Source organism: Winogradskyella schleiferi (assembly GCF_013394655.1).
GTDB lineage: Bacteria > Bacteroidota > Bacteroidia > Flavobacteriales > Flavobacteriaceae > Winogradskyella > Winogradskyella schleiferi.
In genome coordinates this window covers 483,746-500,342 of record NZ_CP053351.1, presented here as the reverse complement: position 1 = coordinate 500,342, position 16,597 = coordinate 483,746, and the positions used below count along the sequence as shown (strand labels likewise).

The 16,597-nt window shown below is 34.7% G+C and carries 10 protein-coding genes; 2 read left to right on the top strand and 8 right to left on the bottom strand.

The genetic code is table 11. The features are described from left to right. Positions 1–148 precede the first annotated feature (148 nt). Positions 149–925, top strand: a complete 777-nt coding sequence (locus HM990_RS02175; RefSeq protein WP_178987365.1) for a DUF6090 family protein — start codon at positions 149–151, stop codon at positions 923–925. Between the two features lie 143 nt (positions 926–1,068). Then, positions 1,069–2,403 carry a serine hydrolase domain-containing protein gene (locus HM990_RS02170; RefSeq protein ID WP_178987364.1) on the top strand — a complete coding sequence of 445 codons (1,335 nt, stop codon included), beginning with the start codon at positions 1,069–1,071 and terminating at the stop codon, positions 2,401–2,403. Positions 2,404–2,722: 319 nt separating this feature from the next. On the opposite strand, the gene HM990_RS02165 is transcribed toward HM990_RS02170, so the two are convergent. From HM990_RS02165 to ruvA, 8 genes are all read right to left on the bottom strand, one after another. Continuing rightward, positions 2,723–3,169: a hypothetical protein gene (locus HM990_RS02165; RefSeq protein WP_178987363.1), complete on the bottom strand. Its 447-nt coding sequence runs from the start codon at positions 3,167–3,169 to the stop codon at positions 2,723–2,725. A 209-nt stretch (positions 3,170–3,378) separates the two neighbouring features. Beyond that, on the bottom strand, positions 3,379–5,487 hold the full coding sequence (locus HM990_RS02160) for a gliding motility protein RemB (protein ID WP_178987362.1): 2,109 nt from the start codon (positions 5,485–5,487) through the stop codon (positions 3,379–3,381). 285 nt (positions 5,488–5,772) lie between these two features. Continuing rightward, positions 5,773–6,570: an energy transducer TonB gene (locus tag HM990_RS02155; protein ID WP_178987361.1), complete on the bottom strand. Its 798-nt coding sequence runs from the start codon at positions 6,568–6,570 to the stop codon at positions 5,773–5,775. A 119-nt stretch (positions 6,571–6,689) separates the two neighbouring features. Beyond that, a complete protein-coding gene (locus tag HM990_RS02150; protein WP_178987360.1) occupies positions 6,690–7,421 on the bottom strand; it encodes an energy transducer TonB in 732 nt (243 codons plus the stop codon). A gap of 183 nt (positions 7,422–7,604) precedes the next feature. Next, on the bottom strand, positions 7,605–7,961 hold the full coding sequence (locus HM990_RS02145) for a VanZ family protein (protein WP_229719347.1): 357 nt from the start codon (positions 7,959–7,961) through the stop codon (positions 7,605–7,607). 4 nt (positions 7,962–7,965) lie between these two features. After that, positions 7,966–8,346: a glycine cleavage system protein GcvH gene (gene gcvH, locus HM990_RS02140; RefSeq protein ID WP_178987358.1), complete on the bottom strand. Its 381-nt coding sequence runs from the start codon at positions 8,344–8,346 to the stop codon at positions 7,966–7,968. A gap of 83 nt (positions 8,347–8,429) precedes the next feature. After that, entirely contained in the window at positions 8,430–15,728 is a 7,299-nt protein-coding gene (sov, locus tag HM990_RS02135) for a T9SS outer membrane translocon Sov/SprA (protein ID WP_178987357.1), read from the bottom strand. Next, positions 15,728–16,309: a Holliday junction branch migration protein RuvA gene (gene ruvA, locus HM990_RS02130; RefSeq protein WP_178987356.1), complete on the bottom strand. Its 582-nt coding sequence runs from the start codon at positions 16,307–16,309 to the stop codon at positions 15,728–15,730. Before ruvA ends, sov begins: the two co-directional genes overlap by 1 nt. Positions 16,310–16,597: the final 288 nt, after the last annotated feature.

Below are 16,597 nucleotides of genomic sequence, written 5' to 3'. Positions count from 1 at the left end.
TATCTCTAAACTATGGCGTGTTCAGTCCATACTTGGAAAATTCTGGGGGTTTTCCAAAGCCAATTTTTATCAGTAAAGATCTGTGACTAGAAACGTCACCGCTCGTATACCACAAACGTTGTGCTTCATTATAACAAACCGATAACCAATGATAAAATTCTTTAGAAAAATTAGACAAAGAATGCTGACTGAAAATAAATTCAGTAAATATCTGCTTTATGCTATTGGAGAAATTGTGCTAGTTGTTATTGGAATTTTGATTGCGCTTTCAATTAATAATTGGAATGAACAAGATAAATTAAAAACGGAAGAAATAAAGTTTCTAAAAAACTTCAAACAAAGTCTAATTGCGGATATTGAATTTAATAATTTCAGATTTGATAAGTATGAGCAAACTAAAGAATCTATTTCGATTTTGATAAATCATATGGAACAAGATTTGCCATATCAAGATTCCTTAAAATACCACTTTGGAAGAATTACAAATACTTGGACACCTAAAATAAATACAGAAGTCTTCGAAGCCTTAAAATCAAAAGACTTAAATCTAATATCTAATGATGTCTTAAGAGATAAATTAATCAGTTATTATTCTTGGTCCAACAATGTATTAGACGCACAAATTAATACATACGTTCAAAGAATAGAAGATGCAAGTTCAACTATTTTCAATACACGATTTAATGCTCTATGGAATGGTAACTACCAAAAATATCGAGTTACTGAAAACTATGACGATTTGAAACTTGAAATGATACCGAATAACTATAATGAACTTAAAAAGGATAAAGTGTTTATGTATTTCCTTGGAAGTCTTAAAAACCAATTTTTTTGGGATATAGAAGTAGTTCAAAACGAAATTAATCCGAAGATTAATGACTTAATAATTTCAATTGACTCTCAATTGAAAGCTTTAGAAAAATAACGAAAGTACCACAATGGCTTTAAGTAATTACTTGTTCTAGCCTTAATTAAACGCTAAACTACATAACTATTTATTTCCTAAATAGTTATACATATTTAAAATCTTGAAACCAATTAATAATTATAGAAACATCAAGCCACGAAATGATTAATTATTTACAAAAATATAGCCTTCTTCTCGTTGCAATGGGAATGATTTATGGTTGCAAAAAGGAGGCTAAAATTCAGTCGCTAAATGACAAGATTGAATCAGCAATAAATTCAAGACAAATGCCTGACACTACCAAACAACTGGTAAGTTTTGAATCTCCAGATTGGATTACTTTGATAAGTCCAGATATTACTGAACTAAACAGACATTTTGAATATTATTTACCTACCGTTAGGATAAGTAAGAAAGATACAAAGACCAAAAAGCTAGAAATAAATCTGTCAGAAACATTAGGACAGGAATCGTTAACGAGTACCTTTTTCAAAAAAGAAACTACCTTAGATGACATTTGCACTCGTAAAGCAATAAATGGGGTGATTGTTCTTCACAAAGGAAAAATTGTTTACGAACGATATCCGGATATGGATCCGAACGACAGACATATCACAGCATCAATTGCAAAGTCTTTCGTTGGTACAGTAATAGCAACCCTCGTAGATCAGGGATTATTGCATGAACAAGATTCCATCACCAAATATTTACCTGAGCTCGAAGGCGCAGGTTTTGAAGGTATTACCATTGAACATTTACTGCGAATGGCTTCAGGGATTAATTGTAGGGAACATTTACCTGATATGGAAGCAATCACCAATCCTGAATCGTGTTTTTATCAACTTTTAGAACATACGGGCTTGTTTCCTGAGCCCAATACTGGATTTCAAAAGAATTTTCTACAGGTCATTAAAGAATTTGGAATAGCGGAGCCTCCCGGGAAAACTTATGATTATACTGGTGCCAATTCTGTGCTCCTTGCTATGATAACAGAACGAATTTCAGACACTCCATATCATGAACTTCTGTCCTCGATGATATGGTCAAAAATAGGAGCGGAGCAAGATGCTCTGATAACCATGGCAAGCACGGGTATTTCCGGAAGTTATGGCCCTATGATGATGACATTAAGAGATATGGCAAGGTATGGCCTCGCGTTTACTGAGGATGCAGAAATCAAAATTGCCTCTGATCGGTATTTACGGGAGATAAGAAAAGGTGATAACGAACTATTTTTGTCTCAAGGAGGATTTGGAGACCTTGTCTGGTCTCACCAATATGAAAATCAGGGTGCCATGTTTCAGAGTTACCATTGGGATGTTGTTTTTGAAGATGGGGATTTTATAAAACATGGTGTGGGAGGTCAGGCGCTCTACATTTCACCAAAGAAAAGATTAGTTATTGCTTTTAACAGTTCTCCTAAAACAACTATGGAGGAAAATCACAGTTTGCAATATCTGGTAAGAAGTCTGGCTCTTCTGGAACAATTCCAGTGAAAATATGTGCACAACATCCGAATATAACAAATAGAATTTTAAACTTCGGCCTCTACCTTTAGACTAACAAACATTACTAGCAAAACTCGCTTTAATGACATACTCAGCTTTTTGTTTCGCAATTTTATTTTATGACTTTTAAGAAAGATAAATCTAAAATGGTGTAGTAATTCTATCACAACTTACCCCAAAAACGAGCATAGCCATAACCCTCACAACTACCTATAAACAAAACTGTTAGCGCCCGTTTTTACTAGCGATAAAGATAATTTGAATTAATAAAAAGGTCTGTTTTTTTTTAATTAGCAGTTAGCCTCTCCTATTTTAAGAGTTTCTGTAAATATTTTTTAAAATTGTTACCTGATTTTAAGGTGTAGTAAATCGTATTAGTACTTCTATCTACCAACATAAATGAATACGCGGTGTTCCCCGAAAAATTTTTGCTGCTCTGAATAACAACCATATACTTGTACTCTTCAATGGAATAATTTTCAGGTCCCAAGCCAGATGCAACTTCTGTGTATTCCGCTAAATGATAAGGTTTTGAATAATATTTGTCTAATCTTTTAGAAAAGTATTTTTTAGTTCCTATAGCTTTAAATGCAGGAACAACCAGAAGCATTTTGTCATAATCTTTAAAATCTTTTGGACCTAACTCATTAACCATTGTTGCCTCTGCCAGCTCACTTGGCATCATAGTTTGTGCCACCAATTTACAAGTTTGACTAAGAATCAAAATGACAGCTAAACCTATTATTTTTCTCATAACTATTGCTTTTTACACCTAAAGTTACTCATTAAAAGGCTATTAAGCAACATACAAAATAATATGATTCTGTATTGTTTTTTATGACTTTCAAGAACGATAAACCGTTGTCGTAACTTCTTAAAATATCATTAACCGTTGAGAATGTTAAATTTAATGCCTTCTAATGCAAAAATCTCACCTTATGCCCATCGACGAACAACTCAACCCTAAAAATCATTATACCAATTAAACAAATCCGTTCTTACACCAACACTAAACCAGAGGGTGTTAGAATCTTGAGTTGAAGCCGTTACAGCATCTGGATTAAAATCCCTGTAAATAAGATTAGCGAATAATTTTAGATTAGTAGCAGGATTCACCAAATAACTCGCTTGGACTTCAGTCATAAAACTATTGGTTTTGTTTCCTTGTCCAATTTCTATTCCGGTGTCTGCAGCACGGTCGTTATAATTTCTATAGATATCGCCTCCATACGAAAAACTGTCTTCATCGGTATTAAAATCGAAACCACGTTGCCCAATGATAAATTTGGCATCTGCAGCCCATCGTTTGTAATTGTAACGACCAATCAAAACTAATTCCCTGAAATTTGCTCCCCAGAGGTGCGCCATGGGCTGGTTAAAATGGGCATAATTTAAGATTTGGGTATTGTGAGAATAGGTATATGGACGCACACGATTATATTCTGCTTGAAGCAATAGATTATCCACCTTAAAGGCATTGAAGTATTTTGCACCCAATTGAAACCCGAATTTGTTTTTCCAACTTTTTTCTCCTGCTCTAACATCACCTAAAGAGAATTCATCCAGTATAAATTGCCCATAAAGATTCACTTTATTATTCCATTTGTATTTAGAACTTAAGCCTAAAATAGCATTTCCTGCACCTTGACCAGATTCAAATTCTATAGCCCTAAAAAAGATGATGGGATTCAAATAATTGATATCAAAACCTCTTCCATTGGAATCTACCCACATTACGGATTCAAACAAGCCAACGTTTAATCGTTTGGAAACATTCCAGCTTAAATAATGATTCGCCATGTATTTCGTTAAAAATGCTTTATCAACCACAACTTCATCTCTAACATCCTTTAACCACATCCATGTACTAGTATATTTTATTTTCCAGAACGAGGTATTCAACTTTAAGAATGTATAAGGACTTGTCACATCACTTTGGAACAATGAGCGGTAACCATCACCAATAAAATTTTTACCATGACCAAATTGCACATTTAAAAAATCAGCTGGTGTATAAGATATATAGGCTTCTGCCACAGGATAATCATAAGAATCATCCTTGAATCGTTTGGCGATACCACGACCTGGAATAATAGCTGGATCGGGACCGAAAGCTTTAAGACTTTCTGCATAGCGATTGTAATAATCTGCAAAACGCCCTTGACTTTCATAAACCGAAGTCACTAAATTAAATCGCTTTCCTAAACCTGCTTGTATATAAATACCTCTCGTGTTGTTATAGGTAGAACTAAAATTTGCCTCACTATCTTTTCCGACTTGTAAATCGAAAATAGGATCGACCGTAAACCAATAATCTTTGCCTTGTACTCTTACCAAATGCTCATTAAATAATTTTCTACCTGCCCAGGAATCGGTGTCTTTTGCCAAGCTTTCTTTTTCAGCTTTTATATCATAATACCTGGCCACATCACTATACACAAAAGGTTTTGCAGCGGTATGGCTATTGGTACCAATAGCATTCATTTCTGCATCAAAACGTGCATAATACGAATGTGTAAACGGCACGTTGAGTTCACTATTATATTCTAAGTTTTCGAAAGGTTTTAAATCATCGTTTACTTGATCAAACTCATTCGACAATGTGGCATTGAGACTATCTTTTTCCGTAAGCTGTACCGCATCATCAACTACATCCGCTTTTCTTACAGGTTGAGTTAAAGGTATAGCAATTGTAATACTATATTGAACAAATGTTGGTTTTCCGTTGTAAGTTGCAGGTTCGATATTTGGAAGCAAATTAAAAACGCGAATGCTTTCCTCTTTTAATTCTTCGTAAATAGCATCTGAATAGATGAGCTTGAATTCGCCTTCTTTATTAACTTCAAACAGCACTTGGACATCGCCATTATAGGATTCATCCGAAACAATTTCCGGTACTTTAAAATTTTCAAAAATAAACGTGTTAAGCGTAAAATTGAAGCAGGATTTTAATTGATCGATAACTTCGGAATCACAATCATCAAACACTGGAGGTTTTTCATAGGTAGTATTAGTTTGGGTATAACCAAAAACGGTCGATAGAAGAAAAGCAAACAGCACAATGCGCTTCATATAGGACTAATTTTTTAATAGGCGAAAGATACTTAATTTTTTTAGTAAGATTTAAACCAAAATATACGAACTCATCTTGACATTTTCTTTTGTTTGCAAAAATTCCATTTGGAACTCTAATTTTGCTCTTTTTTATTAACGTAGCGTTGCTATGTTAAGAAAAAACACCTTCATTACAGTCCGAAAGCGAAACGTTTCGATTTAAAATTAAAAGTGAAGATGAGTTCGACATAAAAAAAACCGCTATGGTACTAGCGGTTTTTAAAATTATCAGCTGATTATCAATCAATTCCTAGCATCATATACTATAGGTAATGTATAGATAACGCCAACAGGCACTTGACGTTGTAAACCTGGTTCCATTTGCGGAATTTGATTAATGACACGTTGTGCCTCATTTTCTAAAGCCTGATGTGGCCCTCTTATTTTGATATTCGTAACATTTCCGGTTTTATCAATTGTAAATTGGGTTGTAATTCTTTGTCTTCCTGAAATTCCATATTCTGAACCGATACCTACATTAAACTTTTTACCAATTAACTTAGTAATTTTGTCTGACATACATTTTTTTCGGTCTTCGTTCGTTTTCTTGTTTTCACAACCTGGATACACTGGCACCTTTTCAATTATAGCAAAAGGCACGGGTTCTAAATCGTTTGGCTCATCAACAACCGTAATATCATCGACTTTCACTGGGTTATCTGCTATGGGTGTTGGATCCGTAATAATAACATCAACCGGATCTTTAATCACAAGCTCATTATCCACTTCTATAATTTTATCAATTAAAACAGTTTGTTTAGCCTGATTCTGCTTAGTTTCAGGAACAACTTCGGGTTCCACCCTAAACTTCTCGACAACATCTATAGTCGCTAATTCATTTGTCTCAACGGTGTCAATAATTAGTTTCTTTTCCTGAAACTGCATTTCAAAAAGTGCATAAGTACCCAATAAACAAAGTATCAACCCAATTTGGAAATAAAGGGTAGAGTTTTTTTGTAAATTTGCATCATGCTTTTGTGATTTCTGTGCTTCAGGAATGCTCTGACCAGCATTACTGAAGTCTTTTTTAGAATTTTTCATAATATTTATGATTTAAATGTTAATATTATGTCAAAGTCACAATAAGCATACCAAAACGAAAATCCCGTCCAATTAATTTTGAACGGGATTTTTATATAGGATATAATTCTATCTATTTCTTAATCTTGTACTTGGAATACAATAGGAATTGAGAATGGCATAACCACTGGCTTACCTCTCTGTTTTCCTGGTTTCATTTTAGGTAACAAACCTATAACACGTTTTGCTTCTTTCTCTAATCCAGGATGTGGACCACGAGCACCAATACTGGTTATGTTTCCTGATTTATCGACTTTAAACTGTACGAAGATTCTTTTTTTGCCAGGTGGTAAACCTAAATCACTAGCCAAGTCTGTATTAAACTTTTTACCAATGAATTTATTGACCTTTTCGTTCATACACTCTTTTTTGGCCGCATTGCCTTTTTCCCTTTCACATCCAGGAAAAACAGCCACATTTTCAATTACGGAAAATGGTACTTCAATATCTTCTTCGACCTCAGATACTTCCACTTCTTCTACCTCAACAATCTCAGTCTCCATTTCTGTTTCCGTAGATTCAATTACCGTTTCCTCTACTTCAACTTCATCCTCAACAACTTCAATAATTTCGGGAGCTGGTGGTGGAGGTGGTGGCGGTGGAGGTGGTGGTGTTACGAGTTGTTCTGTAATTGGCACTTCCTCATCTAGCTCATCATCTAAATTAAGTGAGTCTGCAACAACACCTGTTGGATCATACGTCTTGTAATTAATTGCTAAGTAAGTAATACCTAACATTACAGCAAGACCAACAGCGAAGTACAAAGAACTATTACGACTTACATCTGATTTTGGATTCTTTTTAGGTTCCATAGAATAGAATTATTTTTATTATAACATTGCTAATTTAACTAAATAATAGTAAAAAAAACAAGGCTTTGGGTTATTTTAACTTAAGAAGCTATTTAAAATTTCATTTTTTGATGGAAAACATGATATATTTTATCTTGATTTCAAGTTTTTTATCCTTTAAATCAGCAAGTAAAACACTTTAAATTAATTCTTAAAAAACTTTAATATATTGAATTGAACTGCAATTAACGTACCAAAAACCGCTCCAATACTATTTGCTATTAAGTCGAACGTATCGTAGGTTCTGTTCGGATTGAGCAGATACTGCAATATTTCCAATAAAAAGCCGACTAAAACTGCAGCAAAAAAAATTACAAAAGGAATATATTTAGCTTTAAAAGGTTTAAAATAATTTACCCATAAAAAAGCCAAGCCTAAATACGCTACGACATGATAAATCTTATCATCGAAAGACGATCCGAGACTTGGTACACCATTTAAGTTAATTAAGCTTGAAATAATCAATGCCAAGGTATAACCAATTGACACCAATAAAAGCATTTTTTTAACCACTGATGAGTGCTTTATAATCGTCTGCGGATAATAAACTATCAATTTCGGAAGCGTCTGAGAATTTTAGTTTAATCATCCAACCGTCACCATAAGGATCTGAGTTTACTTTTTCAGGTTCGTCTTCTAAACCTTCGTTGAATTCAACAATTTCCCCTGATAAAGGCAGAAACAAATCTGAAACCGTTTTAACAGCTTCTACAGTCCCAAAAACCTCTTCAATATCTAAAGTTTCATCTAAGGTATCTACCTCTACATAAACAATATCTCCAAGTTCACTTTGGGCAAAATCGGTAATACCTATAGTTGCAATGTCACCTTCAATTTTGATCCATTCGTGATCTTTAGTGTATTTTAATTCGGCTGGTGTATTCATCTTTAATATAATATATCGTTAATGACGCAAATGTAATTTTTTAAAAGCTTCAATTCAAATCTAAACCCATTTTATTATGGGTATTAATTTCCAAAATTATATCGTAATGTAAATCCTGATCGTATTGAAGTTTGTGGGAATGAGGTTGAAATCGCAAAATCCGAAAAGCTGTAATCAAAATAGAAAATAGCGGTCAAGTTTTTAGTGAACGCATAATCTGCCGTGTATTTCACGCCCCAAATCGTCTGTCCTGCGGTCACCTGATTGTTCTCTAAATCCAAATATCTAATAATAGTTTTGTTGTCCCTGACGGTTACATCTGCTCGCATATTCAAATCACTGACTATAATTTGCTTTGGTCCTGCCAATTTAGATCGGATTCTTAAATCCTTGAAACGGTAGCCCAAACCAAGCGTGTATTCCTTACCTTGAATTTCGGTCATCAAATTATTATCAAAACTTAAGGACAAGGTTCTATCTGTTGCGACTTCTGCTAAGACCTTGATTGAGTTTTTCATTTCAAATTCTAATCGCACCAAAGGGCTAAACTGCTCTTCTAAATTAATATTGCTAAATAAGGTTTCATTTTTAAAATTCCCTGCTTGGTCAACTGCATCTGTATTTTCTGGCGCGCTAGCTGTAACGGTTCTATCTGGTGCTACATAATCTAAATTTGTCCTAAACTGATTTATGGTATAATTAGAGCGATATCCATGCTGTACAGAAAAACGCCTAAACGTTTTCTTAAACCATGGAATTTTCATTAATCCCGTATATTTCAAGGTCCAGTTTGGTAATGGAATATCACGAAACGCTCCTGTTTTTACTTTATCTGGATTAGTGCCTTGATAAGCTGATAAAAATGCTGGTAACAACACACGCTGACTATTTTTACCAAAGCCTTCCGGATAACCTTCTATATCTCTGTTAAACGGAGTAGAACCATAGAATTCACGGGCTAATCGATTGGCTATTATTAATCTATTTGCTCTAAAATCATTGAAAGTAGCGGATTGATTTTCATCACTTTTGCTAAATGCTGTTTTTATTAATACCGTTGAAATATTAAAATTTCCAAAAGAATTGGTAATTAAACTTTCGTATGCATCACTTAAGTCATCATCATCAGTATCTCTTGCTATAAAACTCTCAGACGTATTTTTAGCATAGGTTCTATTGCCAATGAAATCAATTTTCAGATCTCTCATTGGCTCCACATTCACCGAATAATCCAAAGATGTATTTTGTACTTCTGTATATTGTTGATTGAATTCATCATATGTCGTAAGCCAACCATTTCGTGCAGATAGATCCCTTATATTTCGTTGACTTCCAAAGGTGTAACCCACGGTTGGTTTTAGCGTACCTATAAAACCAGGAGTTGGTAAATAACCTGGAAGAAACGTTCCATTGTTTTCACTATAGCCCAACTGAACACGTTTTACCATTGTGACTATATCAATTACCGTATTGTAAGCCTTTTTGCCTACACTTAATTTATTTGGGTCTTTAGCTTCTTCATCCTTATTATCATCAGTTCTAGCTGGTTTTGCAGAACGAATGGCTCCTCTATCTCTTCCACGACCTCTAACATTTTGTTTCCCTTTTTTAACTAAACCTAAGGTTTTATATAAGGTTTCCATGTTAAGAGTAGAATTGATATTGTGTGTATTAGAATTTTGAATGGAATTTCCTAAATTAAAATACTCAGGAATCCCTGTATCAGTATTTACAATTTCTAAATTCGTATTTAAATCCGATCCTTTTTGCCATTGAAATGTACCATTGTACGCATAGGTTGCTTTTAAGAAGCTTAAGACTGGAATTTTATACAACGGTAACTCATAATTCAATTGCAGCTGCTGTGTTTGGAAATTTGGATCTCCAAAATCGAAAAAACCATCCCAAACATCGAGCTCAGGGTTTTGAAGTCCTCCAATACGATCGTCAATAAAATAATTACGAACTATATTAGTGTTGGCCGCCGTGAAGTTTAAACTCAAAGCATCTGTAATGTTATAATTGATAGCATATTGAAAATCGAAGGTATAATTTCTTCGGAATAATTCTTCTATACCAATATTACCACCTCCTAATTCTACTTCCCTAAATTTCTGTTTGCTGAACTGTCTGTTGATATCCGTGTTAATTGAAAAACTTGATGGTAATAAATTAAGGTTGAAATCCTTTAAGATCTTCCAATATTTACCTGTAAATAAGGAGTCATTCTTTTTAAACGGCTCAATTTTTACGGGCTCAAAGGCGTAATTATAATTGACACCTGCCCTTACGGTTTCATCTAAGGCGTTTTCAATTTCAAAATCACGATGCTCTACTTTATTATAGGAGTAGTTGACCGTTAAATTTTCAACATCGTAAAAGTGCTTTTTAGAATCTCCCGTTTTTTGTTTTCTTACACCAATAAAATTAATGCTTTGGCGCTTAGTGTAGTCTTCAGATTGTTCTTTAATGCGATCCTCTTCTTCGCTTGTATCTGCAGCATCTATTCGCGATTCTAAAGTAAGGTCATTATAAAATTGATCAAATTTAGGAGTTATTAACTCTTCACTTCGTGCATAATTAAAAGGAATTTGAATGCCCCATTTTTTAGGTAATAGCTGTCCCAATTGCACATTGGTAACTACGTCGTATTGTTTTACATCCTCTAGACTGCGTTCATTTGGTCCTTGGTCCAGACTACCAAAACCAATAGTGCTTCGTCTTCCGGTAGCACTGATATTGGCAAAATCGGCAATTTGGGTATCCATACTCACTACAGTTGCCCAGCCACCTTCATTCTCCATGTCAGACATACGTAATTCATTGAACCAAACTTCGCCGCAAACATTTTGTTGCGTCATCGCTAGATTTCCATTTTTCACGCCAATCATTAACACTCTAATATCCCCAAAATTTGGATTACCTTTTATGGCGATACGTTGTTGTTTGGCATCTGATGCAGTATCATAAGGCGTTTCATCTGGATTTGTAAATCCATCCTCATCAAGTGCGCCATCTACTACGTTATAAAATGTAGGGTTTTCATCGCTTAAAGTCATGTCAGAAATCCCTAGTGCTTTAATTTTTTGCAAAAACTCCAATGGAATATTTATTTCATTCTCATCTGGCCAAACGTCTTCAGCAGATGCAGCTAGTCCAGTATTACTCGATACTTTTAAAGGCACTTCTACCTGGTAATAATTCTGGGTAAAATCATTACCCATCCTTATAAAACCTATCATTTCATTATCCGCTAGCTGAGCACCTTCTTGTGGTTCGGCATGTATAAACATACGTAGTTTTTTATATTGACGCATATCTACATTGATATTTTTAAAAACACCTCGAGAGTCTGTTGGTTCTAATTCACAAGCTTGCAGCACTAAGGATTGTTCGTTCTGCCTTATAATACTATTGTTATTATTTAATTGCTCTTGCACTACACCTGGAGGCGTCTCATAACCTGGATTATCCTGTACGTTAACAACACCAACATTAAATTCTGCGTTAGTACTATTATTGCTATCATTATTATCTAAATCCAAGGTATAACGTCTCCAATCGCTACGTACTAAATCTAATGTGGCAAAACGTAAAACGGTACTCTCTGTAAAATCGGACACATATAAACGCGCAAAACGAACCGAACGTATATCTGAAATCCCACCAATCCGTCTCGTTTCTTCATTTATTGGTATTCTAAATTGATACCATGTCACATCTCTTTGATTCCCATTAGGTAAAGTAACCGTTCTAGGTTGCACATCATTAATAATTGGATTGTTTATATTAAGTACATTCGGATTTACATCAATTTCATACTCAAAATAACTATCAATAGTGTTCATGGTATTATCCCGATTGATATCTTCTACATCTGGTTGCGTGGTAGAACCTCTGTTGGTATCTGTAAAGGTGTCTGGAGTGTTGCCTTCCGTACCATTATATTTTTTGTAGCGCTCAAAAATATTGCCTTCTGTGTTTAAATAATACGTATAATTATCATTTGATGGATCTTCACCAAAATTTCCAAACTCTACTAATTCTTCTGCATCATCAAATCCATCAAAACCTACATCTTGATTGGCCCTTTCTTCTCCTGTAGTGGCAAACGTGTAAATAAGTGATTGATTCTGTGGTACAACTCCACCAAAGTCCGTTCTAGCTAATGCAGAAACATCGCCATCTTCTGGTAAACCATTTTCGTATTGTTTTTTGCCATCCTTTAAAACATCTTCTGAAATATTTCCAAGATTTATAAATAATTTACCTCCTGAACTAGCAGGATTATCTAAAAATGGATCCTGAACCCAAAACTCTATATACTCAACATTGGCTTGTTCAAAATCCGTTGAAGTAATTTGTCTTGTAATTCCAGCCCAACTATTACTAGGATTATTTAGCACGTTATTAGTTGCCGTTGGATCAAAGTTATACGGTCCACGCTCTGTAGGGTAATAAGCTAAATCTAAAGTATTGATCACCGAAGTTTGTCCTTGTACGATATCTTGATTAAAAATTTCATCAATAAAAATACGTCGTGTGTATAAATTTGAAATATCATCGTCTGTAATACCACCAGGTCGCTGGTTGCTATAAAAAATGGGATCTATAGTGTACCAGTTTAATAGTGCTCTTCCGAAACCATTTTCAATTCTTTTGTCATTAATCGGATCATTTTCACTCACTCCATTAACCGTAAGTGGCCTACTTGATAGCGTCCAAGATAATGGACTCAATAAATCAATGGCACCTTGTGTACCTTCAAAATCATCAATATAAGCCGTTGCCTCGCCATTAAAATTCGCACCTTTCGAAGCGCCTGGCAATAAATAGGCAAACTCACCTCTTAAAGACAAGTTAGAAGGTACATCTGTATCTATGTTTGGAAGTTTATTTACCATTCGTGTTAGGAAAGGAACTTCCGTCGAGTAGTTTCCATTAAAACCTAAAATAGTATTGTTAATAGGTTCTGAATTAAAATTTGCTTTCTGTGTAATTGGTCGTTCATTTAGATTTAATACCGTTCCACCTATTACAAAATTCTCATTGAATTGATGTTCTACATTAATTCCTGTAAACCGCTTGGTTTGCTGCCCAAAAACAGCATTGTTTTCTACCGACACATTAATTGGTGTGTTTGAGGCCTTTAAAGCTTCGTCCAATATTTCTACACGTCCCAATTGATAATTTACGGTATAATCCACACCTTCTACGAGCGTTCGTCCACCAGCTGTGACTACAACGGAACCACGCGGTACATTAAAGGCGCCAATAGGAATACCGCCATCGCCTCCACTACTTTTGTAACGTCCTTTTATTTGGAACTTGTTCTTTTCAGCTTCATCTAAAGCTTGCGTTTTAGTGGATTTATAAAGTAAATCGTAAACATATTTTTCCTGGTTTGGATTTTCATAGATATCTGCCGCGTAATTCCCAGGGTTAAGTGGATCATCTAAAACCTCAAATAAATAGTCTCCAAATGGCTGAGTTTTGGTAAAAATTATTTTACCGTTCTGAGACAATACTGTAATCCCTTCGACATAATCAAAAAAGCCATCGCCTCGTTCTTGTGGATCATTATTAAAATTTAAACGGTCTAAATGAAAAAGCCTTATTAATGGCGTTTCGTTTATGGCAGTGTCATCATTTGTTAATGGCGTATTATTATCAAATGGAGGAAATGTTGTTCCCTCAACAGGATTTATATAATTTAAAGGCGAGGCTTCCGTATAAAAGATATTTAATCTAAAATCTTCTCGACTGAGCTGAAATGCACCAGTATCGTAGATGTTTTTCATCATCAGTTTCCAAACAGGCTCAGTTACGGAAGTTACGGCACTTTTCAACATTTTTAAGACTAAACTTTGGTTACTAACCTCTTGATTGCCAGTTGTAGCATTGTCATCAACAACTGTGGCATCTACACCATCATTAGCGAATTCCCCAACTTGAAATACCTGTCCACCAATAGTATATTGAAAGGCAACTGCCAAAACCTCATCATTTTGTAACCGTTGATTTAATGAGATATAGCCTAATTCTGTATTTAGAATATACTCCTGACCTTCATTTAATTTTCTTGCAGATTCTAATTTACCATAATCAAAACCTTCATTTACATTAACCGTATTTACACCACTTTCTACATTAGTGATGTTTCTAACAGCTTCTGTTAAAAAAGAACCCGCTCCTCCAATATTAGTAGGATCAAACGCATTATTTTTATTGCTAGGTCTTGCTCCCGGATTAAGCACAAAATTTGCTGGGTAAGCATCAAGCCCAATATTTTCAACAGTAGATTCTCCCAAATCCTGAAACGCCACAATATTTCTTACATTTTGGGTTTGGTTATTTCTGTTGGTTACCCAAACTTCAGCCCGCGTAATTTGAAGCCCTTGGTTATTTATAAACGGGTACTGTTTCAAAGCCTCGTCATAAGTCTCCCTAAAATACTGCGCTAAGAAAAAGTGTCTGTTTTCATCATAGTCTCTTGCAAAAAACTCGAATTCCTCAACTGTACCTCCACCTTCTGCGACTACAGATTTTGACTGTGATTGTTGTTCAGAAAATACCGCTGTCACTCTAGTTTTACCAAATTGCAATTCAGTTTTGACACCAAACAGACTTTGAGCACCTGTAATTAAAGAACTGTTCAATGGCATATTAACGTTACCGACTTCAATCTTTCTAATAATATCATCCTCGGTTGGTGTGTATTCTAATTTTACGACTTGTTGAAAATCGAACGTGGCTTCCGTATCATAGTTTGCGGTAACTTGAAGTCTCGTCCCAACTTTTCCCAATAAGCTTAAACTAATTCTTGTATCAAAATCGAAAGTAAAATTTGTTCTGTTTCTTGGCGAAAATGCTGGATTGTCTTGTTTTGTAAATAGAACCCCTAAATCGACTTCAACCGAACCTTGTGGTATGACATTAATAGTATTTCCGCCAAAAATGGTCTCAAATAAACCTGAATTCACATAGAATTCAGGCAATAGATTTTTCTGATCTTCTTCCGAACCGTCTTTTTGTCCGGCTTGGGCATCTGCCATTCTTTTGTAATAGGCTTTTAGCTTTTCTTGAAGTACCAGTTTTTGAAATTCATCTGGTGTAAGAATTAAGGGATAATTGATATTAAATGACCCTATTGTTTCGGTGTAAACATATCGATCTAAAATAGGATCATAGGTGTATTTTGAAACAATGCTGTTTGGGTTCGGCATATTTAGTTTACCAAAAGCAAACGTAGTTTTCGTTGAATCTTGTTCTGTTTCCGTTTCTTGAGCTAAAACCGAAGCATTTATTAGCATCAAAAAAGCTAATATGAAATAAAATCTAAAGGCGTAGGGTTGACTATGTAGAGTTGTATTCAATTGCATTATAAGTTTTTTAGAGCTTCTTTAATAATTTGCTCTACTTGGGCTTCCGGTTGGGCTTTTAAAATTCTATCGACCACTTTATCGGATTGTTTTTTATTAAATCCTAAAACATCTAAAGCTGATAACGCTTCATCTTTGTGCGTATTGTTTGGTATTAAAGAAAGTTCGTCTATACCATATACTTTTAACACTTTATCCTTCAAATCGATGATAACGCGTTGCGCTGTCTTTGCTCCAATCCCTTTTACGCTCTGAATCAAAGCTACATCTTCACCTGCAATACCTTCTTTTACTTGGTCAGGTGTTAAGGAGGATAACATTGTCCTTGCTATATTGGCTCCGATACCACTAACTGAAATCAATAATTTAAAAATCTCACGTTCAGTTTTAGTAGAAAAACCATAAAGACTTTGCGAATCTTCACGTACCTGAAGATAGGTGTATAGTCTTAAATGTTCTTTATCTGGAATTTGAGAAAATGTATGCAGTGAGATATTAATAAAATAGCCGACTCCATTGCAATCTATAACAACGTCAGTCGGATTTTTTTCAACAAGTTTGCCCTCTATATGTGTAATCATTTATAACGAAAAGTTAAAAATCCAAATGTAATAAAATTATTTTCATTACATAGCTTGAAGATATTGTTATACAAAGGAATTTGAGTTTAGTCTTTTTAGGGGATAAATTGGGAGGAATTTTAGGGCATTTGAGGGTGTTTTTTGATGTTGCTGAAAAGTAAAGACCTAATTTGACTAATTGGCACTAATCAAAATGGAGAACTAACACAAATTTCACGCCTGCCTGTCGGTAGACTGGGATTCACACGGATGCTTTCAAATAAAAATTATAGAGAGCTACACAGAGGT